Genomic DNA, 19,639 nt, shown 5'->3' on the forward strand with positions numbered 1-19,639 from the left:
AGATGGACGGCCCTTCGTTCATGTGTTCATACTGAAACGGTTTGGGCGTGGCCCATTTTCTTCGTATGAACCACCCAATGAGGACCGTATGAGCAGCCCGGCCCCCGCCCCCGCGCCCACGAACCCGGAGCAGCCTTCCCGGGAGAGCTCGGGCATGGACGGCTACTTCAAGATCTCCGAGCGCGGCTCGACCGTGTCCCGCGAGATCCGCGGCGGCCTCGCGACCTTCTTCGCGATGGCCTACATCATCGTGCTGAACCCGATCATCCTGGGCAGCGCGAAGGACATGTACGGGCACCAGCTCGACGGCGGCCAGCTGGTCACCGCCACCGTCCTGACGGCCGCCTTCTCCACGCTCCTCATGGGCGTCATCGGCAACGTCCCGATCGCGCTGGCGGCCGGCCTCGGCGTCAACACGGTCGTGGCCCTCCAGCTCGCCCCCCGCATGAGCTGGCCCGACGCCATGGGCATGGTGGTCCTGGCCGGCTTCGTGGTCATGCTGCTGGTCGCCACCGGCCTGCGCGAGCGGGTCATGAACGCCGTCCCGCTGGGCCTGCGCAAGGGCATCGCCATCGGCATCGGCCTGTTCATCCTGCTGATCGGCCTGGTCGACTCCGGCTTCGTCTCCCGCATCCCCGACGCCGCGCACACCACGGTCCCGCTCCAGCTCGGCCTCAACGGCCACCTGGACGGCTGGCCCGTACTGATCTTCGTGATCGGCGTGCTGCTGACCCTGGCCCTGATGATCCGCAAGGTGCCGGGCGCGATCCTGATCTCGATCATCGCGATGACCGTCGTCGCCGTGGCCGTCCAGCTGATCACCCGGATGCCCGCCGAGGCCTGGGGCCTCACCGTCCCCGAGTGGCCGGGCAACCCGGTGGCCGCCCCCGATTTCGGTCTCGTCGGCCAGGTCAGCCTGTTCGGCGGCTTCGGCAAGGTCGGCGTACTGACCGGCGTCCTGTTCGTCTTCACCGTGCTGCTGTCCTGCTTCTTCGACGCCATGGGCACGATCCTCGGTGTCGGCGACGAGGCGAAGCTGATCGACCGGGACGGCAACTTCCCCGGCATCAACAAGGTCCTGCTGATCGACGGCCTGGCCGTCGCCTCCGGCGGCGCGACCTCCTCCTCGGCCACCACCTGCTTCGTGGAGTCCACGGCCGGGGTCGGCGAGGGCGCCCGTACGGGCCTGGCCAACGTGGTGACGGGCGCCCTCTTCGCGGTGGCGCTGTTCCTCACCCCGCTCGCCACGATGGTCCCCTCGCAGGCGGCCACCCCCGCCCTGGTGGCGGTCGGCTTCCTGATCACGGCGGGGTCGGTCAGGGACATCGACTGGAGCGACTTCACCATCGCCGTCCCGGCCTTCCTGGCCATGGTGATGATGCCCTTCACCTACTCGATCACCAACGGCATCGGCATCGGCTTCGTGAGCTTCTGCGCGCTGCGCCTGGCGACCGGCCGGGGCCGGGGGGTCCCGGTGGCGATGTACGTCGTGGCGGCGGTGTTCGTCTTCTACTACGCGATGCCGGCGCTCGGCCTCACGTAGCCCGCCCCGGGCTCACACCGGCTCCCGCCGGCTCACGTCAGCCCGTAGAACTTCTCTGTCTCGTCGACGGCCGCCTTGAAGCGCTCGTCGAAGTCATCGCGGATGAGCGTCCGGACCACATAGTCCTGGACGCTCATTCCGCGTTTTGCGGCATGAATCCGGAGCCTGTCGAGGAGCTCCCCGTCTATGCGCATGCTGAGCACATGTGTCCCCATGCCGAAAGAGTCGGGGCACGGAGCGTGGACGCGAGCCGCTTTTCGCCGCCGTCTCACCCGTACGAGTGATGGGGCACACGCGGGAAACGGTGTTCCTTAGAGAAAGTAATGAGTTACTCTAAGGACATGCACGACCTCTCCCATGGCGACGACGCTGCCGCCGTGAACGACCTCCGCTCCGCCGTCATGCGGCTGGGCCGGCGCCTGAAGCACCAGCGCGTCGACGAATCGCTGAGCCCGACCGAGATGTCGGTCCTCGGCACGCTCGCCCGCTGCGGCCACGCCACGCCCGGCGAGCTGGCCCGGCGGGAGCACGTCCAGCCGCCGTCGATGACACGCATCGTCGCGCTGCTGGAAGCCAAGGGACTGGTCACGCTGGAGCCGCACCCGGACGACCGCCGCCAGAAGGTGGTCCGCCAGACGGAGGAAGCCGAGGCGATGCTCGAAGAGAGCCGCCGCAAGCGCAACGCCTTCCTGGCCGGTCTCGCGGCCGAGCTGACCGAGGACGAGTGGGCCAAGCTGCGCGAGGCCGCCCCCGTCCTGGAGAAGCTCGCCCACTTGTAAGGAACGACGCCAGGAGGCGAACGCTTTTGAGTACGGGAACCGGAGCAGATTCCGCACCCGGCCACACATCCACCACCACCGCCGCACCCGCGGGCACGAACTCGATGTTCAGCTCGCTCAGGATCAGGAACTACCGGCTCTTCGCGACCGGACAGGTCGTCTCGAACACCGGCACCTGGATGCAGCGCATCGCCCAGGACTGGCTGGTCCTCTCCCTGACCGGCTCCGCCTCCGCCGTCGGCATCACCATCGCCCTGCAGTTCCTGCCGATGCTGATGTTCGGCCTCTACGGAGGCGTACTAGCGGACCGGCTGCCCAAGCGGCCGCTGCTGATCGCCACCCAGGGCGCCATGGGCCTGACCGGCATCGCCCTCGCCGTGCTCACCCTGGCCGGACACGTCCAGGTCTGGCACGTCTACCTCGCCGCCTTCCTGCTCGGCCTCGTCACCGTCGTCGACAACCCCGCCCGCCAGACCTTCGTCCCCGAGATGGTCGGCAAGGACCAGGTCGCCAACGCCGTCAGCCTGAACTCGGCCAACTTCCAGTCCGCGCGGCTGGTCGGCCCGGCGATCGCCGGTGTGCTGATCACCGCCGTCGGCTCCGGCTGGGCCTTCCTGCTGAACGGACTGTCCTTCGCCGCGCCCATCGCCGGCCTGCTGATGATGCGGGCGCACGAACTGCACCCCGTCGAGCCGCAGCCCCGCGCCAAGGGACAGCTGCGCGAGGGCCTGCGCTACGTCGCCGGCCGCCCCGAGCTGATCTGGCCGATCGTCCTCGTGGGCTTCATCGGCACCTTCGGGTTCAACTTCCCGATCTGGCTGTCGGCCTACGTCAGTGACGTCTTCCACGGCGACGCGGGCACCTACGGGCTCTTCAACACCCTGATCGCGGCCGGCTCCCTGGTGGGCGCCCTGCTCGCGGCCCGGCGCGGGCACTCCCGCCTGCGCCTGCTGGTGGCCGCGGCGGTGCTGTTCTCCGCCCTGCTGCTCGTGACCGCCTTCGCGCCCGGCCTGTGGCTGTTCGCCGCGCTGCTCGTGCCCATCGGGGTCTTCGGCCTCACGGTCAACGTGACCGCGAACTCCAGCGTGCAGATGGCGACCGACCCCGAGATGCGGGGACGGGTCATGGCCCTGTTCATGATGGTGTTCACCGGCGGCACCCCGCTGGGCGCCCCGCTGCTCGGCTGGATCACCGACACCTACGGCGCCCGGATCGGCATGGCCGCGGGAGGTGCGATCTCACTGCTCGCCTCCGTCGCGATCGCGGTCGTCCTGGCCCGCGTGGGCAACCTCCGCCTGCACGTGAGCCGGCGCGGCGTGGCCTTCGTCCCGTCCCCCCGGGCCCACACCCGCGAACTGGTCGCGGCGGCCTGACGCCGCAGCTCAGGCCCCGGGCCGGCCCGGCCCCTGCGGTCCTCCCCGGCCCGGGGGGCCGCCGCGCCCGGTGGGCCGGCCGGGTGCCCCCTAAGCTCGGCACATGAGACTGTTCGCCGCCGTCCTGCCGCCCGAGGCCGCCGTCGCCGAGCTGGCCGAGGCGGTGGACCCGCTGCGCGACGACCGGCTGAAGTGGACCGGGCGGGCGGGCTGGCACTTCACGCTCGCCTTCCTGGGCGAGGTGCGCGACGAGGTGCTCCCCGAGCTGCACGCCCGCCTCGCCCGGGCCGCCCACCGGACGGCGCCTTTCGGGCTGCGGCTGCACGGCGCCGGCCACTTCGGCGCGCACGCCCTGTGGGCGGGCGCGGCCGGGGACCTCGACGCGATGCGGCTGCTCGCCGAGCGGGCCGACGCCGCAGCCCGGCGGGCCGGGGTACCGATGGACCGGCACCGCCGGTACACCCCGCACCTGACCCTGGGCCGCTCCCGCGACGGCGCCGCCCTGGATCCCTATCTGGAGGCCCTCTCGGGCTTCGAGGGCACTGCCTGGCGCGTCGACACCCTCAGCCTGGTCCGCAGCAACCTGCCCGTCAGCGGCGTCCCCGGCGAGCGGCCCCGGTACGAGACCACCGCCTCCTGGCCGCTCGGCGGCTGACCGCGCCCCGGCCGCGCCCGGTCCCCGGGCACGGCAGAGCCCCTGCGTCCCTGACACAGGGGCTGCCGCGTTACGCTCGACGGGTGGATCCCAAGACCAGAAACCGTGTGATGGCCGGTGTGCTCGTGCTGATGTTCGTCGTGGTCGCGGTGGCGGCCGCCGTCGGGCAGTAACCGCTCGCCGCTACCAGGCGAAGGCCTCCGGCGCCGCACCCGGCCCCGGGAAGACCGCGTCCAGGCCCTCCAGCACCTCCGCCGACAGCTCCAGCTCGACCGCGCGCAGCGCCGAGTCGAGCTGTTCCTGCGTCCGCGGGCCGACGATCGGCCCCGTGACCCCGGGACGGGTCAGCAGCCAGGCCAGGGCGGTCTCGCCCGGCTCCAGGCCGTGCTTGTCCAGCAGGTCCTCGTACGCCTGCACCTGCGCGCGCACCGAGCTGTTGGCCAGCGCGTCCGCCGAGCGGCCCGAGGCGCTGCGCCCCGACTGCGCGGCCTTGCGGATGGCGCCGCCCAGCAGGCCCCCGTGGAGCGGGGACCACGGGATGACGCCGAGCCCGTACGCCTCGGCGGCCGGGATGACCTCCATCTCGGCGCGCCGTTCGGCCAGGTTGTAGAGGCACTGCTCGCTGACCAGGCCGAGCCGGCCGGTGCGCGCCGCGGTCTCGTTGGCCTGGGCGATCTTCCAGCCCGGGAAGTTGGAGGAGCCCGCGTAGAGGATCTTGCCCTGCTGGACCAGGACCTCGACGGCCTGCCAGATCTCCTCGAAGGGGGTCCGCCGGTCGACGTGATGGAACTGGTAGAGGTCGATGTAGTCGGTCTGGAGCCGCTTGAGGCTGGCCTCGACGGCCCGGCGGATGTTCAGCGCCGACAGGCGGTCGTAGTTGGGCCAGGTGTCGCCCTCGGCGGCCATGGAGCCGTAGACCTTGGTGGCGAGCACCGTCTTCTCGCGGCGGTTGCCGCCCTGGGCGAACCAGGTACCGATGATCTCCTCGGTGCGGCCCTTGTTCTCGCCCCATCCGTAGACGTTGGCGGTATCGAAGAAGTTGATGCCCGCGTCGTGGGCGGAGTCCATGAGGGAGTGGCTTTCGGACTCCCCTGTCTGGGGGCCGAAGTTCATGGTGCCGAGTACGAGTCGGCTGACCTTGAGACCGGTGCGTCCGAGCTGTGTGTACTTCATGGGTCACCAGCCAACTGCGTGGAGTGGACTCCAGGCAAGGCCCCGCGGTGAAAGGCGTGTTACAGGTCCTGCGTCCGGCGGTAGGGGCCGCCCATGCCCCACGCCTGGTGCAGGGCCGCCGCGAACTCGCCCGCCAGCCGGTGCTCGCCCGACGCGTTGGGGTGCGTGCCGTCGTAGGTGTCCCGGTGGATCTCGTACGCCTCGGGGCGCGCGGCCAGCAGGACCGGCGAGGCGGCGGTGGTCAGATCGGCGACGGCCTTCGCCAGCAGCTCGTTGAAGCGGGCCACCTCGGCGGCGAAGGCGGCGTCCTGCTCGGCCCGGACGTTCGGGATCACCGGCAGCAGCACCATCCGGACGGCGGGGCGGGCCTCGCGGGCGGCCGCGACGAAGCGGCGGGCGTTGGCCGCGGTGTCCTCGGCGCCGGTGTAGAAGCCGAGGTCGATCAGACCGAGGGAGACGAGCAGGACGTCGGCCCGCCCGTCGCGGACGGCGGGGCCTATGCAGGGCGCCATGTGCTGCCAGCCCTCGCCCCAGCCGGCCAGGTGGCGGCGGGCCTCCTCGGGGAAGGCGGGGTCGGCGTAGGCGTGGCTGGTGGGCGCGTCGGCGGCGGCGTCGTACAGCGCGCTGCGCGGGCCGACGATGGAGAAGGGACCGCCGAAGGTGGCGTTCAGGTGCTGCCACATGCGGTAGCGCCAGGTGTAGTCGCCGGCGCGTCCGATGGTCATGGAGTCACCGACGAACATGAAACGCATCCGGTCATCATCGCGGATCGCACGACGGGCGCCCCTGTGATGCCGGACACCCCGCGCGGGCTGGCAGGCTGGGGGAATGCGCCTCCTGCCGTCGTCCGCCGTCCTCGCCTCCGCACTCACCGCCTCGGCCCTCACCGCCTGCGCCTTGGCAGCCGTCGTCCTGCTGCCGGGCGCCGCGCCGGCGGCGGAGGTTCCGGGGGCGGCTTCCTTCACCATCACCGATCCGCGGATCACTGAGTCGAGCGGACTTGCGGCCAGCCGGATCCACCCCGGCGTGTACTGGACGCACAACGACAGCGACGACGGGCCGTACGTCTACGCGGTGGACTCGGCGACCGGCAGGACGGTGGCCCGGGTGACGCTGACGGGGATCGGCCGGCCGCGGGACGTCGAGGCGATCTCGCTGGGGCCGGACGGGCAGCTGTACGTGGGCGACATCGGGGACAACCGCGACGGCACCTGGGACCACGTGTGGATCTACCGTTTCCCGGAGCCCAAGGAGCTGGGCGACGTCACCGTCAAGGCCGCGCAGTTCACGGTGCGGTACGCCGACGGGCCGCGGAACGCGGAGGCGCTGATGGTGCATCCGGTGACGGGGCGGGTCTACATCGCGAGCAAGAACGAGAACGGGGGCGGGCTGTACGAGGGCCCGGAGCAGCTGTCCACCGCCGGGGAGAACGTGTTCCGGCGGGTCGCCGAGGTGCCGTGGGTGACGGACGGGGCGTTCTCCCCCGACGGTGGCCGGCTGACCCTGCGGGGCTACTTCGCGGCCCGTACCTACCCGTGGAAGGACGGCCGGCCGCAGGGCCAGGGGGAGAAGGTGGACGCGCCGTGGCAGGGGCAGGCGGAGTCGGTGACGTACACGGCGGACGGCTCGACGCTGATGTTCGGCGCGGAGGGCGCGGGCAGCCGGGTCGTCGCCGTGCCGGTGGCCCCGGCCTCCGCCGGGCCGGGGGCCTCCGCCGGGCCGGGGGCCTCCGCCTCCCCGCAGCCGGGGGCCCCGCCGGGGGCCGCGCCCCCGGCGGGGCCCGCGGGCAGCTTCGGCAAGGGGGCCCTCGTCCTGGCGGGCGGCCTGGTCCTGGTCTTCGGTGCCAGGCGCCTCGTGCGCCGGCGCGGCCCCTCCGCGTAGCCCGCGTCCGCGGAAGGGGCCGGCCCTTGCGCCCGCACCCCGCCCGCCATGGCGCCCCGGGGGTCAGGCGTCCTGGACGGGGATGCGGCCGTTCGGCGGTGCGGGCGGAGCGGGGGGAGCCGCGCTGCCCGCGGGGTGCGGTGGGGCCATGGACGCCAGCAGCTGGCGGGCCACGCCGAGGCCGGTCCCGCCCATCGTCAGCGCCTTCGCGAACATCTCCGACATGCCCTCGGCCCCGTTCAGCAGGACCATGTGCTCCACGTTGCCGAAGGCCCCCGCGCCCGCCTCCACGATCGCCGGCCAGTTCTCGGCCAGCTGCTGCGCGACCACGGCCTCCTGGTTCTCCGCCAGCGCCGCGGCCCGTGCCTTGATGCCCTCCGCCTCGGCGAGCCCCTTCGCCTTCGCCGACTCGGCCTCGGCGAGGCCCCGCGCCTGCGTGGCCGCCGCTTCCGCCTCGCCCGTGGCCCGGGTGGCCGTCGCCGCCGCCAGGCCGCGCGCCTCCGTCGCCTTCGCGTCCGCGGCGGCCGCCGTCGTCACCCGCGTGGCCTCCGCGGCCGCCGCCAGCTCCGTCTCCTTCGCCTTGGCCTGCGCCGCCGAGATCCGGGCGTCGCGCTCGGCCTCCGCCCGCGTCCGCGTCTCGTAGGCCGCCGCGTCCGCGGGCTTGCGTACGTCCGCCTGGAGCTGCTGCTCGCGCCGGTGCGCCTCCAGCTCCGCCACGCGCGTCTCCTGGACGACGACCTCCTGACGCGCCGCCGCCTCCGACAGCGGGCCCGCCTGCCGGGCGGTGGCCGCGGCCTTGTCGCGTTCCGCCTGGTAGCCGGCCTGGAGGATCTCGCTGTCGCGGGTGGCCTGCGCCATCCGCGCGGAGGCGGCCTGCTCGGCCTCCGTCGCCAGCCGGTTCGCCTCGGCCTGCGCGATCCGCGCGTCCCGCTGCACGGCGGCCGCGTGCGGCATCGCCAGGTTCTTGATGTAGCCCGTCGGGTCCTCGATCTCGTGGATCTGCAGCGAGTCGACGATCAGGCCGAGCTTCTCCATCTCCGTACCGCAGGCCATCCGGGTCTGCCCCGTCAGCTTCTCGCGGTCGCGGATCATGTCCTCGACCGTCAGGCCGCCCACGATCGACCGCAGATGGCCGGCGAAGACGATGTGCACCCGCTCCGGCATCATCTTCTGCTGGTCCAGGAAGCGGCGCGCCGCGTTGGCGATCGAGACGAGGTCGTCGCCGACCTTGAAGATGACCACGCCCTTGACGCGCAGCGGGATGCCCTGGTGGGTGACGCAGTCCACCGACAGCTGGGTCTCGTTGAGGTCCAGGGACAGTTTCCGCACCGCCTGGACACCGGGCAGTACGAGGGTTCCGCGCCCCGTGACGATCCGGAACCCCATGCCTTCGCCGAGGCCTTCGGTCTTGTGCCTGGACCCGGAGATGACGAGTGCCTCGTTGGGTTCGGCCACCCGCCACATGAGTTTGAACAGGCCGATCACGACCACCACTGAGGCGAGAACGATTCCCGCCACGACGCCGACAGCCACCGGCAACGCCCCCTTAGCGCGGCGCCGTTCGGCGCCGACGGGGTCGAGTCTGCGCCGGTCGCGCCCCGCGGTGAAGTGGGCGGATCAGTCTTGTCGCCATCTTGATACGCAACGCCGCCCGCCGGCTCAGCTCCCGTAGGCCGCCATCACGTACACCGTGCGCGGCGGCAGGTGCTCGACCACCGTCACCACGGTCCCGACGGGGAGCCGCCCGGTCCCCTGGACGGGGTGCGCGAGGAAGTGCTCGGCCCCGCCCCTGATCCGGACGATGACCTCGCCCACCAGCCCCGGCCCGACCGTCCCGGTCACCCGCCCGGTCATGCCGATCATGTCCACGTCGTCCCCCATGGCCCGAGGGTACGCCGGGCGACCGGAAGGGGGACCCCCGGCGCGGGCCGCAACGGGTGCTGCGGGCCGCAACGGGTGCTGCGGGGCGCTGCGGGGTGCTTCCGGCTCCGTACCCCTACGAGTGGCCGAGGTCCGCCGCGGGCAGGTCCGAGACCGGCACCGAGCCCGTGTCCGGCGCGGGGCGCAGGAGGAACTCGTCCGAGGCCATCGAGTCGAGGACCGGCGGTGCGGGCCGCAGCGGCTTGGGCATGACGGCGGCCTCCGAGTGGCCCCCGCAGCCGTACGACAGGGACACCAGGCGTCCGTCGGCGGGGCCGAACTCGTTCGCGCAGACGCCGAAGGCCTGGCCGAGCGAGCCGCCGATCGCGACGAGGAAGCCGCACGACACGCACGAGGCGGGGGCGGCCTGCGCCATGGGGGTCTTCGCGCCGAACGATTCGTCCCAGCGGTCGGCCGCGCTGTGCAGCCCGTAGCGGGACAGCACCCGCGCGCGCCGCATGCCCAGTTCCTCGGCGACCGAGGTGATGGAGCCGCGGACCGGGACCACCGCGCGGTCGGTGACGTCGGCGTCCTCCGCCTCGACGAGTTCGGCCATCTCGCTGGAGACCACCGAATTCGGCGGCGGGGCGTCCTCGCCGGACCAGCCCTGCTCCAGGCGCAGGTCCTCGGCGTCGGTGGGCAGCAGGTCGCCGGGGCCCATGTCGCCGGGGCGCAGCCGCTCGCTCCACGGCACCCACTCGGGTGCGAGCAGGGCGTCGTCGCCCGGCAGCAGCACCGTTTCGTCGAGGGTGACGTTCTTCGCGCGGGAGGCACGCGCCACGGTGACGGCCCAGCGCCAGCCGCGGTAGCCCGGTTCCTTGCACTCGAAGAAGTGGGTGACGACCCGGTCGCCCTCCGCGACGGCGGAGACGTGTTCACCCACCACACCGGGGTAGGCGGCCTCCTCGGCCGCCGCACGGGCGAGCTCTACCGCCTCGACGCACAGGCGGTCGGGGGTACGCGGGGTACGGCTTCGCGTCGTCGCAGCACTCACTGGTCTCGTTCTCTCCTACGCCGTCTCACGAGTGCGCCGTCCGTACTGTCGTCCACAACGACCCGCCGGTGCTGTCCGTACGTGGCGCGGGCGGAGCGGACCAGAGGGCCGCGTCGACGTCCGCACCCGATCGGACTCCGGGCGCACCTCACTGCGATCCATTCTGCGGGATCGCGAAGAGGCGCGCGGCCAAGAGCAACCGCCGGTGGCGCGCTACGCACGCTACCTCCTCAGACGCCCGGGGCCCACATGCAGAGTCCGATTCGCGGACAAGCCACCGGCCCGACGGCGGGGGCGACGGCATCGGCGACACGCCGGGACGCATCCGCCACGGCCCTTTGGGGCACTATGGCGAGGTGGCATCCGCACGGTCGTCCGGCGACGGCTCGGGACCGGCCAGGCGGGCCGGCCGGGCTCTGGGGCGTGCCCTGCACCTGCCGATCACCGGTACGGCGCGCGGGATCCGGCGGGCCACGCACGCGCACGGGGCCGGCGAGTCGGGCCTCGGCAAGCTGATCGAGCTGCACGCCATCAACGGCGCCGGCGATGTGATGATCACCGTGGCGCTGGCCTCGACGGTGTTCTTCTCGGTGCCCACGGACGAGGCACGCGGCCGGGTGGCCCTGTACCTGGCGATCACGATGGCTCCCTTCACCCTGCTGGCCCCGGTGATCGGGCCGCTGCTGGACCGGCTGCCGCACGGCCGGCGGGCCGCGATGGCCGCCGCGATGCTCGCCCGGGCACTGCTGGCGCTGATGATGTCGGGCGCGGTGGCCACGGGCGGGCTGGAGCTGTATCCGGCGGCGCTGGGGGTCCTCGTAGCGTCCAAGGCCTACGGGGTGGTCCGCAGCGCGGTCGTGCCCCGGCTGCTGCCGCCGAAGTTCTCGCTCGTCAAGGCGAACTCCCGGGTCACACTGGCCGGCCTGCTGGCCACGGGCGCCGCGGCGCCGGTGGGCGCCTTGTTGCAGACGGTGGGGCCGCCGTGGCCGCTGTACGGGGCCTGCGTGATCTTCATCTGGGGCACCTTCGCGGCGTTCACGCTGCCGCACAAGGTGGACGAGGCGAAGGGGGAGCGGCGGGCGCGGCTCTCCACGCACGAGGCGCACTCGCGCCGGCCGGGATTGCGGACGGTCAGCCGCTCGGTCCTGTGCGGGCTGCTGGCGAACGCGTCGATGCGCGCCCTGTCCGGCTTCCTGATCTTCTTCCTGGCGTTCCTGCTGCGGGAGCATCCGCTGGCGGGGCAGAGCGCGGCGGTGTCGCTGGGCATCGTGGGCGTCTCGGCGGGCGTGGGCAACGCGTGCGGCACGGCGGTGGGCGCGTGGCTGCGGGCGCGGGCCCCGGAGGCCATCATTGCGGCGGTGCTGTGCCTGACGCTGGGGGTGGCGGTGCTGGCCGCGATCTTCTACAGCGGGGTGTTCGTGGCCGTGCTGGGCGCGACGGCGGGCTTCTGCCAGGCACTGGCGAAGCTCTCGCTGGACGCGATGATCCAGCGGGACGTGCCGGAGGCGGTGCGCACCTCCGCCTTCGCCCGTTCGGAGACGCTGCTCCAGGTGGCGTGGGTGCTGGGCGGTGCGATCGGCATCGCGCTGCCGCTGAACGGCGTCCTCGGCATGTCCGTGGCCGCGGTCGTGGTCGCCCTGGGCGCGGTGATGGCCGTCCGCGGCCTCCTCACGTCGCCCGGCCACCACCCGGGCGGCCACCAGCCGGGCACGTCCCGCCCCCGCGTGGCGTAGCCCCGGGCAACGGCGCCGCGCCGCCGCTCCGCGCCGCACCGCCGCTCCGCGGGGCACCGGTGCGGCCGGTCGGCGCCGCACCCGGAGACCCCCGTGCAGCGGCTCGGCCGACCGGCCCGATAGCCTTCGGCTCATGACCGCACCGCTTTTCTCGGGTAGGGCCCGCCGCAGCGTCGCGGCCCTCGGAGCCGTGTCCGCCGGCCTCCTCCTCCTCTCGGCCTGCGACAAGCCGACACCGCTGGCGACCGTGACGGTCGGCACCACGTCGGTGTCCGCCGAGTCCGCCTGCCACGACGGCAAGGCGCCGCTCTCCATGGACAAGGTCCAGGAGTGCCTCACCAACCTGAAGGACGCCAAGACCGTCGAGTACGCCCGCGGCGACACCCTGCGCCTGGGGGTCGAGCCGGAGGTCGTCGAGGACGGCAGGAAGTGGCAGGCGGTCCTGGACGGCCAGCCCATCACCGAGCCGTCCGCGAACACCTACCGCAGCTTCCCGGGCGCCGACGTCTTCGCGACCGGCGGACAGGGCGAGGCCCCGGCCTCCAAGAAGCTGGCCTTCGTCCAGGTGGGCGAGGACGGCAAGCCGCTGTCCGTCTGGACCTTCAACCTGAAGCTCAAGTAACCGGACGGCACCGGTGCGCGTGCTCGTCGTGACCGCGGTGGCGGCGGAGGCAGACTCCGTCGTCGCCGGGCTGACCCCTCATCCGGACACCCCCGGTCCTGAGCCGCGCACCCTGCCCGGGGGTTTCCCCGTCCTGCGCCGGGACCTGCCGGGCATCGCCTTCGACACGCTCGTCGCGGGCGTCGGGCCGGCGGCGGCCGCCGCCGCCGCCGCCACCGCCCTGGCCCTCGCCGCGTACGACCTCGTCGTGTCCGCCGGCATCGGCGGCGGGTTCCTGCCCGCCGCCCCGCCCGGCTCCCTGGTGGTGGCGGACGCGATCGTCGCCGCCGACCTGGGGGCCGAGACCCCCGAGGGCTTCCTCGACGTAGCGGCCCTGGGCTTCGGGCACAGCGTGCACCTGCCGCCCGCCGAGCTCGCCGCCCTCGCCGCCGAGGCGACCGGGGCGCTCCTCGCGCCCGTCCTGACCGTCTCCACCGTCACCGGGACCGCAGCCCGGGCGGCCGCACTCGCCGCCCGGCACCCGATGGCCGGAGCCGAGGCCATGGAGGGTTTCGGAGTCGCGGAGGCGGCCGCCGCGCACGGGCTGTCCGTACTGGAGATCCGCGCCGTGTCCAACGCCGTGGGCCCCCGTGACCGCGCCGCCTGGCGGATCGGCGACGCCCTCGCCGCCCTCTGCGACGGCTTCCGCGCGCTGGGACCCGTACTCGCGAACTGGGGAGAACGCCATGAGCACCGGTGACGACGGGGCCGTGCGGATCGCGTATTCGCCGTGCCCGAACGACACCTTCGTCTTCGACGCCTGGGCGCACGGCCGGGTCCCGGGCGCGCCCGCCCTCGACGTGACCTTCGCGGACATCGACATCACCAACGGCATGGCCGAACGCGGCGAGCTGGACGTGCTGAAGGTGTCGTACGCCGTGCTGCCCTGGGTGCTGGAGGAGTACGCGCTGCTGCCCTGCGGCGGGGCGCTCGGGCGCGGCTGCGGCCCGCTGGTCCTCACCCGCGGGCCCGGCGCGGACCTCTCGGGCGCCACGGTCGCGGTGCCGAGCGAACGCTCCACCGCCTACCTGCTGTTCCGGCTGTGGGCGGCCGAGGTGCTGCCCGAGGGCGTGGGCAAGGTGGTCGTGCTGCCCTTCAACGAGATCATGCCGGCGGTGCGCGACGGGCGGGTGGACGCCGGACTGGTCATCCACGAGGCCCGGTTCACCTACCAGGACTACGGGCTGCACTGCCTGGCCGACATGGGCGAGCACTGGGAGTCCACGACGGGTCTGCCGATCCCGCTCGGCGCGATCATCGCCAGGCGCTCGCTGGGCGGGGGACGGCTGCGCGCGCTGGCCGAGGCCGCCCGTACGTCGGTCCGGATGGCCTGGGAGGACCCGGAGGCGTCCCGCCCCTACGTGCGGGCCCACGCGCAGGAGCTGGACCCGGCGGTCGCCGACCAGCACATCGGACTCTACGTCAACGAGTTCACCGCCGACCTCGGTGAGGACGGTTACGCGGCGGTGCGCGGGCTGTTGACCCGGGCGGCGGCCGAGGGGCTGGTACCGGCCATCGCCGCCGGGGCGCTGGCTTTCCCGTAGCGCCCGGACGACCGCGCCCCGCCGCTCGTGCGAGGGGCGGGGCGCGGGTTCGCGGACGCGGGTTGGCGGACGCGGCCGCGGGGCGTCAGACGTCGAGCTGGTCGGCCACCGCGCGCAGCAGGCCGGCGATCTTGGTGCCGTGCACCCTGTCGGGGTAGCGGCCCCGCTCCAGCATCGGGGTGATGTTCTCCAGCAGGGTGGTGAGGTCCTGCACGATCGAGGCGAGCTCGTCGGGCTTGCGGCGCTGGGCGGCCGCGACGGACGGCGCCGGATCCAGCACCGTCACCGAAAGCGCCTGGTCACCGCGCTGGCCGGCGACGACACCGAACTCGACGCGCTGGCCGGGCTTGAGGGAGTCGACCCCGGCAGGGAGCACCGACGAGTGGACGAAGACGTCGCCGCCGTCGTCGCGGGAGAGAAAGCCGAAGCCCTTCTCACTGTTGAACCACTTGACCTTGCCGGTAGGCACGTCCGTCCTCTGTCCTTGTGCTCGTCGGGGTCCGGACGTCCGCGGAACGGCTCCGGATAACAGCGCAGCGGGTCATGGGTGACCCGCCACCCCAAGGCTAATGGCCGGGGGCCGGGTGACAAGACGTTCCCCGGTCCTTCGACGTCGGGCGCTTCGGCCAGGGAACTACCCTGGTGGGGTGACTGTTACTCCTCGTTCCGACGAAGCGCGGCCCGGCGACGCGCTCGTGAAGGCCGGCGGCATCGTGTTCATCGTGGGCGCCGTGGCGACCCTCGCGACGATGGCCCCGCTGTTCCTCGACGTCGACCCCTTCCCGTCGTACGCGTGGGCCGTCTGCATGCTGATGGGCGTCGGGTTCGCCGTCTCCGCGGCGGGCGTCCTGCGCTCGGCCGCCGCGCAGCGCCGGGCGGCCCGCGCCTCGCAGGCCTAGCCGGGCCGGAGCCCGGCCGGTGGGGTCCGCCGGCGGACCGGGCCGGTCACGGCACTAGACGGGCTGAGCGGCGACGTACTGCGCGAGCCACTGCGGCAGCGCCGTGAGGTCGGCGAGGACCACATCGGCGCCCGCCGCCCGCAGTTCCGGCTCCGGGCACGGCCCGGTGGGCACCACCACCGACAGCGCGCCGGCCGCCTGCGCCCCGCGCACGTCGCCCACGTGGTCGCCGACGTAGACCTGCGCCCCGTACTCGCGCAGCGCCCCGGCCTTGGCCTCGGCCCAGAGCCAGCCGATCACGGCGTCCGGCTCGATGCCCAGGTGCGTCAGGTGCAGGCGGGCGTTGGGCTCGTGCTTGGCAGTGACGACGATGGCGCGGCCGCCGAGTCCCTGGACGGCCTCGACCGCCTCGCGGGCGCCGGGCATCGCCGGGGTCGGGCCGATGGCGTATGTGGGATAGATCTCCCGGTAGCGGTCCGCCACGGCCGGGATCTCGGCCTGCGGGAACCAGTGCGCGAGCTCCTGGTCCAGCGGCGGTCCGAGCCGGGTGACCGCCGCGTCGGCATCGATGTACGTGCCCGTCTCCGCCGACAGGGCCTGGTAGGTCGCCTTGATGCCCGGGCGGGAGTCGATGAGGGTCATGTCGAGGTCGAAGCCGACGGTGAGGTTCATGCCGCCATTGTGCCGAGACGGGCCGACGGCGGAAGAACGGCTGCGTGAGCTCGCCTTACCGGTGCGTGACGCAGGGGTGTCCGGGCCTGCCCCGCCCCGCCGCCGGCCGCGGACCTCAGCGGCGGCGCGAGCGCCACACCAGGTACAGCACCGAGGCGAGGGCGGCGGCCCGCAGCAGCCACGGCCACATCCCCTGCAGGGTCCCGCTCAGCTGGTCGTCGGCCAGTTCCTCGCCCCAGCGGCCGTTCATCCGGCCCCACAGCCACACCGCCGCCCCCGCGAGGACCGCGCCGGGCGGCCCGAAGACGGCCCACTTGCGCTCGGCGGGCCGCAACACCCGCGAGGCGTACGGCAGCAGCCAGCCGACGACCAGCAGCAGCCAGTACCCGCTCACCACACCGACGGCCAGCACGGCCGCTGCCAGCAGCAGGAAGGCGTGGGGCCGGGGACGGGCGGCCGGGACCACCACGGCCGCCGGAGCGGGCCCCTTCGCCGCCTCCCCGGCCGCCTCCTTCGCCGACTTCCTGGCACGCCGCCGCTCGCGCAGGGACCGTACGAGGGTCCGCGCGCGCGTCTGCGGCGGCCCGGGCGGGGGCTGCGGCGGCCCGGCGTCCCGGTCCTCCTCCTCGGGGCCGTCCTCGAACAGGGCCGGGAACTCGATGCCGCCCGCGAAGCCCTCGACCTGCGGGCCCGCGCCGTACGCGCCCGGGGTGACGCGCCACCAGTCGGGCTCCCCGCCGGAGGGGCCGAGTTCGTCGAGCCCGGCCAGGTGCGGGGGCACGTTCCGCGGCTCCTCCTGCACCGGGCGCGGCGCGGGCACGCCCGTGCGGCGCATCCGGCCCGGGCCCCGCTGGACGGGTACGGCGGGCGCGGCGTCCGCGGGCTGCGCTGCCGGGGACAGACCCGTGGAGGAGCCCGTGGAAGAGCCGGCGGAGGAGGCCGGCGCCGAGCGGGCGCCGAGCGTGTCCAGGACTTCCTCGGGCGTGCCGATCCGCTCCAGGATGCGGCGCACGGCGGCCGGGGTGTCCGGGTCGTACTTGGCGCGCCGACGGTCGATCTCGTCCCGCAGCCCCGACACCAGCCGCATCCGGTCGCCGGAGGACAGCTGCCGCTGCTGCGCCAAGTCCCCGACGCGGCTCAGATATTCGTAGACCAGATGGTCGCTCTCGATTCCCATGCCCCGGCTCCTCCCGTACCGCCTGCCCGAAAGGTAGCGCGTGCGTCCGTGGAGCGGCCGGGGGCACAGCGGATACCGTTGGCCGGATGGGGACCGGCCGACTGACCGGCCGACGCGACCAGGAGGCGACTGTGCCCGAGGCAAGCACCGCGAGGGGAGAGGCTGCCGGCAGCTCTGGAGGGCGCTCGGCGGCGGGCGCCCCGCGTTCCCTCGCCGAGGCGCTGCGGGCCCGTGACGACGCGGGGCTGGCCGCGCTGCTGCACGCCCGCCCGGACCTGCTCAGCCCGGTGCCCGGCGACGTGACCCAGCTGGCCACCCGCGCCGGCACCCGCGCCTCGGTGGTGCGGGCGCTGGACCGCCTGGACCGGTTCGCACTGCAGACCGCCGAGGCGCTGGCGGTGGCCCCCGACCCGTGCCCGTATCGGGTGCTGGAGTCGCTGCTGACCGGCGAGGAGGGCACCACCGGCGAGGACAACGGGGCGCGCGCCGCGCTTCCCCGGGCGCTCGGCACCCTGCGCGACCAGGCCCTGGTGTGGGGCGGCGAGGACCGGCTGCGCCTGGTGCGGACCGCCCGCGAGCTGCTCGCGCCCTCCGCCCAGCGCCCCTCCCCGACCGGGCTCGGGCCCGCCGTGGCCGAGGCCACCTCCGGCATGTCGCCGACCCGGATCCAGGAGATCGTGGCGGCCGCCGGCCTGCCCCCGACCCACGACGCGGTGTCGGCGGTGGCGGCGCTGACCGCTCTGTTCACCGACCCCGAACGGATGTCGGCGCTGCTGGACGAGGCCCCGGCAGAGGCGCACCAGGTGCTGGGCCGGCTCGTATGGGGGCCGCCGTACGGGGAGGTGACCCCGAATCCGACCGCGCCGGTGCGCTGGCTGCGCGACCGCGGGCTGCTGCTGCCCGCCTCCGCGCGGACCGTCGTCCTGCCCCGCGAGGTGGCGCTCCACCTGCGCGGCGGCCTGGCGCACCGGAACACCGCGCCGGTGGCCCCGCCGGTGCCGCCGCACCGCGAGCACCGTCCACAGCTTGTGGACGCCAACGCCGCCGGGCAGGCGCTGGCCGCGGTGTCCACCGTCGAGGAACTGGTGAAGTCCTGGGAGCACGCCGGTCCGCCGGTGCTGCGGGCGGGCGGCCTGGCCGTGCGGGACCTGAAACGGGCCGCGGCCACCGTGGACACCACCGAGTCCGCGGCGGCGTTCTGGATCGAACTGGCCTACGCGGCCGGGCTGCTGGCCAGTGACGGGGAGGCGGACGAACGTTTCGCGCCCACCCCCGCCTTCGACGAGTGGTGCGAACTGCCGCCCCCCGGGCGGTGGTCGGCGCTCGTGGCGGCCTGGCTGCCCGCCACCCGCACGGCGGGCCTCGCCGGTGAGCAGGACGGCAAGGGCCGCACCCTCTCGGTGCTCGGACCCGACCTGGACCGCTCCGCCGCCCCCGAGGTACGCCGCCGCGTCCTGGAACTCCTCGCCGACCTGCCCGAAGGCGCCTCCGCCGACCCGGAAGCGCTGCGGGAACGGCTCGCGTGGGAGCGCCCCGTACGGGGTACGAGCGATCTGCGCGCCCGGCTCGCGCACTGGACGCTGACCGAGGCGGAAGTCCTCGGCGTCACCGGCCGCGGTGCGCTCAGCGCGTTCGGCCGGGCCCTGCTGGAGCACCGCGACCCGGCGCCCCTGCTGGGCCCGCTGCTGCCCGAGCCGGTGGACCACGTGCTGCTCCAGGCCGACTTGACGGCGGTGGCCCCCGGCCCGCTGCGCCGCCCGCTCGGCGACACCCTCGGGGTGCTCGCCGACGTGGAGTCCAAGGGCGGTGCCACGGTGTACCGCTTCACGCCCGGCTCGGTGCGGCGCGCCCTGGACGCCGGGCACGCCGCCGCCGACCTGCACGCCTTCCTCAAGGAGCACAGCCGCACCCCGGTGCCGCAGCCGCTGTCCTACCTGATCGACGACGTCGCCCGGCGGCACGGGCACCTGCGGGTCGGCTCGGCGTCCTCGTATGTGCGCTGCGACGACGACGCGATGCTCGACGAGATCCTCGCCGACAAGCGCTCGGCCTCGCTGGGCCTGCGCCGCCTGGCGCCGACGGTCCTGGCCGCGCAGGCCGAACCCACGGCCCTGCTGGACGGGTTGCGGGCGATGGGGTACGCGCCGGCCGCCGAGTCCCGCAGCGGCGACGTGCTGGTGGCCCGGGCCCACGCCCACCGCACCCCGGCGCGCTCGGCGCCCGTACCGGTGCCGGACGGTCCGCCGGTCCCGGACGCGACGCTGCTGGGGGCGGCCGTGCGGGCGATCCGTGCGGGCGACCTGGCGGCGACGGCGGTCCGCAAGGAGCCGGCCGGCTCGTCCGCGGGGCCGGCGGGCGCGCCGGGCGAACTGCCGCGCACGAGCGCGGCGGAGACGCTCGCGACCGTGCAGGCGGCCGCCCTGACCGGTTCGGCGGTGTGGATCGGGTACGTGAACGCGGACGGGGCGGCGAGCCAGCGGGTCATCGCGCCGGTCCGGGTGGAGGGCGGCTTCGTCACCGGCTACGACCACACGGCGGACGAGGTGCGGACGTACGCGCTGCACCGGATCACGGGGGTCGCCGAGCTGGAGGAGGACCAGGTGTAGCGGGGCGGCCGCCGCGGGGGCCTGTGCGC

The 19,639-nt window shown here is 74.1% G+C and carries 20 protein-coding genes; 11 read left to right on the forward strand and 9 right to left on the reverse strand.

The window, feature by feature from the left end; genetic code table 11:
- The first annotated feature begins 88 nt into the window (after nt 1-88).
- Complete coding sequence (locus tag AMK16_RS25015) at nt 89-1,543, forward strand: NCS2 family permease (protein ID WP_073919572.1); 1,455 nt, start codon at nt 89-91, stop codon at nt 1,541-1,543.
- Nucleotides 1,544-1,575: 32 nt separating this feature from the next.
- Here AMK16_RS25015 and AMK16_RS25020 read toward each other — a convergent pair whose 3' ends face one another.
- Entirely contained in the window at nt 1,576-1,758 is a 183-nt protein-coding gene (locus AMK16_RS25020) for a hypothetical protein (protein ID WP_030010567.1), read from the reverse strand.
- A gap of 126 nt (nt 1,759-1,884) precedes the next feature.
- Here AMK16_RS25020 and AMK16_RS25025 point away from each other — a divergent pair, with 126 nt between their 5' ends.
- The 3 genes from AMK16_RS25025 (at nt 1,885) to thpR (ending at nt 4,350) form a co-directional block, all read left to right on the forward strand.
- Nucleotides 1,885-2,322, forward strand: a complete 438-nt coding sequence (locus tag AMK16_RS25025; protein ID WP_073919573.1) for a MarR family winged helix-turn-helix transcriptional regulator — start codon at nt 1,885-1,887, stop codon at nt 2,320-2,322.
- 26 nt (nt 2,323-2,348) lie between these two features.
- Nucleotides 2,349-3,695 carry an MFS transporter gene (locus tag AMK16_RS25030; RefSeq protein WP_073919575.1) on the forward strand — a complete coding sequence of 449 codons (1,347 nt, stop codon included), beginning with the start codon at nt 2,349-2,351 and terminating at the stop codon, nt 3,693-3,695.
- Nucleotides 3,696-3,798: 103 nt separating this feature from the next.
- Nucleotides 3,799-4,350: an RNA 2',3'-cyclic phosphodiesterase gene (gene thpR, locus AMK16_RS25035; protein ID WP_073919577.1), complete on the forward strand. Its 552-nt coding sequence runs from the start codon at nt 3,799-3,801 to the stop codon at nt 4,348-4,350.
- A gap of 183 nt (nt 4,351-4,533) precedes the next feature.
- Here thpR and AMK16_RS25040 read toward each other — a convergent pair whose 3' ends face one another.
- Together AMK16_RS25040 and AMK16_RS25045 are read right to left on the reverse strand one after the other, a co-directional pair.
- A complete protein-coding gene (locus AMK16_RS25040; protein ID WP_073919579.1) occupies nt 4,534-5,523 on the reverse strand; it encodes an aldo/keto reductase in 990 nt (329 codons plus the stop codon).
- Nucleotides 5,524-5,582: 59 nt separating this feature from the next.
- Nucleotides 5,583-6,275, reverse strand: a complete 693-nt coding sequence (locus AMK16_RS25045) for a GDSL-type esterase/lipase family protein (protein WP_073919581.1) — start codon at nt 6,273-6,275, stop codon at nt 5,583-5,585.
- A gap of 76 nt (nt 6,276-6,351) precedes the next feature.
- On the opposite strand from AMK16_RS25045, the gene AMK16_RS25050 reads away from it, so the two are divergent.
- Nucleotides 6,352-7,404, forward strand: a complete 1,053-nt coding sequence (locus tag AMK16_RS25050) for a hypothetical protein (RefSeq protein WP_073919582.1) — start codon at nt 6,352-6,354, stop codon at nt 7,402-7,404.
- A 63-nt stretch (nt 7,405-7,467) separates the two neighbouring features.
- On the opposite strand, the gene AMK16_RS25055 is transcribed toward AMK16_RS25050, so the two are convergent.
- The 3 genes from AMK16_RS25055 to AMK16_RS25065 all read right to left on the reverse strand — a co-directional run bounded on the left by AMK16_RS25055 (nt 7,468) and on the right by AMK16_RS25065 (nt 10,318).
- On the reverse strand, nt 7,468-8,943 hold the full coding sequence (locus AMK16_RS25055) for a flotillin family protein (protein WP_073919584.1): 1,476 nt from the start codon (nt 8,941-8,943) through the stop codon (nt 7,468-7,470).
- A 120-nt stretch (nt 8,944-9,063) separates the two neighbouring features.
- On the reverse strand, nt 9,064-9,285 hold the full coding sequence (locus AMK16_RS25060) for a hypothetical protein (protein ID WP_073919586.1): 222 nt from the start codon (nt 9,283-9,285) through the stop codon (nt 9,064-9,066).
- Nucleotides 9,286-9,400: 115 nt separating this feature from the next.
- The gene (locus AMK16_RS25065; protein ID WP_073919588.1) at nt 9,401-10,318 is read right to left on the reverse strand and encodes a DUF3027 domain-containing protein; all 918 of its coding nucleotides are present in this window, start codon (nt 10,316-10,318) and stop codon (nt 9,401-9,403) included.
- Nucleotides 10,319-10,656: 338 nt separating this feature from the next.
- On the opposite strand from AMK16_RS25065, the gene AMK16_RS25075 reads away from it, so the two are divergent.
- The 4 genes from AMK16_RS25075 to AMK16_RS25090 all read left to right on the forward strand — a co-directional run bounded on the left by AMK16_RS25075 (nt 10,657) and on the right by AMK16_RS25090 (nt 14,256).
- Entirely contained in the window at nt 10,657-12,051 is a 1,395-nt protein-coding gene (locus AMK16_RS25075) for an MFS transporter (protein ID WP_199885564.1), read from the forward strand.
- 133 nt (nt 12,052-12,184) lie between these two features.
- Nucleotides 12,185-12,673, forward strand: coding sequence for a hypothetical protein (locus AMK16_RS25080; protein ID WP_073919590.1), 489 nt, complete (start codon nt 12,185-12,187; stop codon nt 12,671-12,673).
- Nucleotides 12,674-12,686: 13 nt separating this feature from the next.
- Nucleotides 12,687-13,412 carry a futalosine hydrolase gene (locus AMK16_RS25085; RefSeq protein WP_073919592.1) on the forward strand — a complete coding sequence of 242 codons (726 nt, stop codon included), beginning with the start codon at nt 12,687-12,689 and terminating at the stop codon, nt 13,410-13,412.
- A complete protein-coding gene (locus AMK16_RS25090) occupies nt 13,399-14,256 on the forward strand; it encodes a 1,4-dihydroxy-6-naphthoate synthase (RefSeq protein WP_073919594.1) in 858 nt (285 codons plus the stop codon). The genes AMK16_RS25085 and AMK16_RS25090 overlap by 14 nt, the downstream gene beginning before the upstream one ends.
- A gap of 85 nt (nt 14,257-14,341) precedes the next feature.
- Here AMK16_RS25090 and AMK16_RS38165 read toward each other — a convergent pair whose 3' ends face one another.
- Nucleotides 14,342-14,725 carry a cold-shock protein gene (locus AMK16_RS38165; protein ID WP_073919596.1) on the reverse strand — a complete coding sequence of 128 codons (384 nt, stop codon included), beginning with the start codon at nt 14,723-14,725 and terminating at the stop codon, nt 14,342-14,344.
- A 178-nt stretch (nt 14,726-14,903) separates the two neighbouring features.
- Between AMK16_RS38165 and AMK16_RS25100 the strand changes: the two genes are divergently transcribed.
- Nucleotides 14,904-15,155 (forward strand): hypothetical protein, encoded by a 252-nt coding sequence (locus tag AMK16_RS25100; RefSeq protein WP_073919598.1) that lies wholly within the window; start codon nt 14,904-14,906, stop codon nt 15,153-15,155.
- 54 nt (nt 15,156-15,209) lie between these two features.
- Here the strand turns inward: AMK16_RS25100 and AMK16_RS25105 are convergent, their stop codons facing one another.
- Complete coding sequence (locus AMK16_RS25105; RefSeq protein ID WP_073919600.1) at nt 15,210-15,827, reverse strand: HAD family hydrolase; 618 nt, start codon at nt 15,825-15,827, stop codon at nt 15,210-15,212.
- A gap of 115 nt (nt 15,828-15,942) precedes the next feature.
- Nucleotides 15,943-17,004 (reverse strand): hypothetical protein, encoded by a 1,062-nt coding sequence (locus tag AMK16_RS25110; RefSeq protein WP_073919601.1) that lies wholly within the window; start codon nt 17,002-17,004, stop codon nt 15,943-15,945.
- Nucleotides 17,005-17,090: 86 nt separating this feature from the next.
- Here AMK16_RS25110 and AMK16_RS25115 point away from each other — a divergent pair, with 86 nt between their 5' ends.
- Nucleotides 17,091-19,610, forward strand: coding sequence for a helicase C-terminal domain-containing protein (locus tag AMK16_RS25115; RefSeq protein WP_079191703.1), 2,520 nt, complete (start codon nt 17,091-17,093; stop codon nt 19,608-19,610).
- Nucleotides 19,611-19,639: the final 29 nt, after the last annotated feature.

The sequence above is a fragment of the Streptomyces sp. CB00455 genome, assembly GCF_001905445.1.
Lineage (GTDB): Bacteria > Actinomycetota > Actinomycetes > Streptomycetales > Streptomycetaceae > Streptomyces.

What these genes read in the sequence shown, in the direction of transcription:
- AMK16_RS25025 (WP_073919573.1), top strand. Translation starts at nt 1,885, where the DNA reads ATGCACGACCTCTCCCATGGCGACGACGCTGCCGCCGTGAACGACCTC.
- thpR (WP_073919577.1), top strand. Translation starts at nt 3,799, where the DNA reads ATGAGACTGTTCGCCGCCGTCCTGCCGCCCGAGGCCGCCGTCGCCGAG.
- AMK16_RS25090 (WP_073919594.1), top strand. Translation starts at nt 13,399, where the DNA reads ATGAGCACCGGTGACGACGGGGCCGTGCGGATCGCGTATTCGCCGTGC.
- AMK16_RS25115 (WP_079191703.1), top strand. Translation starts at nt 17,091, where the DNA reads ATGGGGACCGGCCGACTGACCGGCCGACGCGACCAGGAGGCGACTGTG.
- AMK16_RS25080 (WP_073919590.1), top strand. Translation starts at nt 12,185, where the DNA reads ATGACCGCACCGCTTTTCTCGGGTAGGGCCCGCCGCAGCGTCGCGGCC.
- AMK16_RS25105 (WP_073919600.1), bottom strand. Translation starts at nt 15,827, where the DNA reads ATGAACCTCACCGTCGGCTTCGACCTCGACATGACCCTCATCGACTCC.
- AMK16_RS25050 (WP_073919582.1), top strand. Translation starts at nt 6,352, where the DNA reads ATGCGCCTCCTGCCGTCGTCCGCCGTCCTCGCCTCCGCACTCACCGCC.
- AMK16_RS25045 (WP_073919581.1), bottom strand. Translation starts at nt 6,275, where the DNA reads ATGCGTTTCATGTTCGTCGGTGACTCCATGACCATCGGACGCGCCGGC.
- AMK16_RS25110 (WP_073919601.1), bottom strand. Translation starts at nt 17,004, where the DNA reads ATGGGAATCGAGAGCGACCATCTGGTCTACGAATATCTGAGCCGCGTC.
- AMK16_RS25020 (WP_030010567.1), bottom strand. Translation starts at nt 1,758, where the DNA reads ATGGGGACACATGTGCTCAGCATGCGCATAGACGGGGAGCTCCTCGAC.
- AMK16_RS25015 (WP_073919572.1), top strand. Translation starts at nt 89, where the DNA reads ATGAGCAGCCCGGCCCCCGCCCCCGCGCCCACGAACCCGGAGCAGCCT.
- AMK16_RS25060 (WP_073919586.1), bottom strand. Translation starts at nt 9,285, where the DNA reads ATGGGGGACGACGTGGACATGATCGGCATGACCGGGCGGGTGACCGGG.
- AMK16_RS25040 (WP_073919579.1), bottom strand. Translation starts at nt 5,523, where the DNA reads ATGAAGTACACACAGCTCGGACGCACCGGTCTCAAGGTCAGCCGACTC.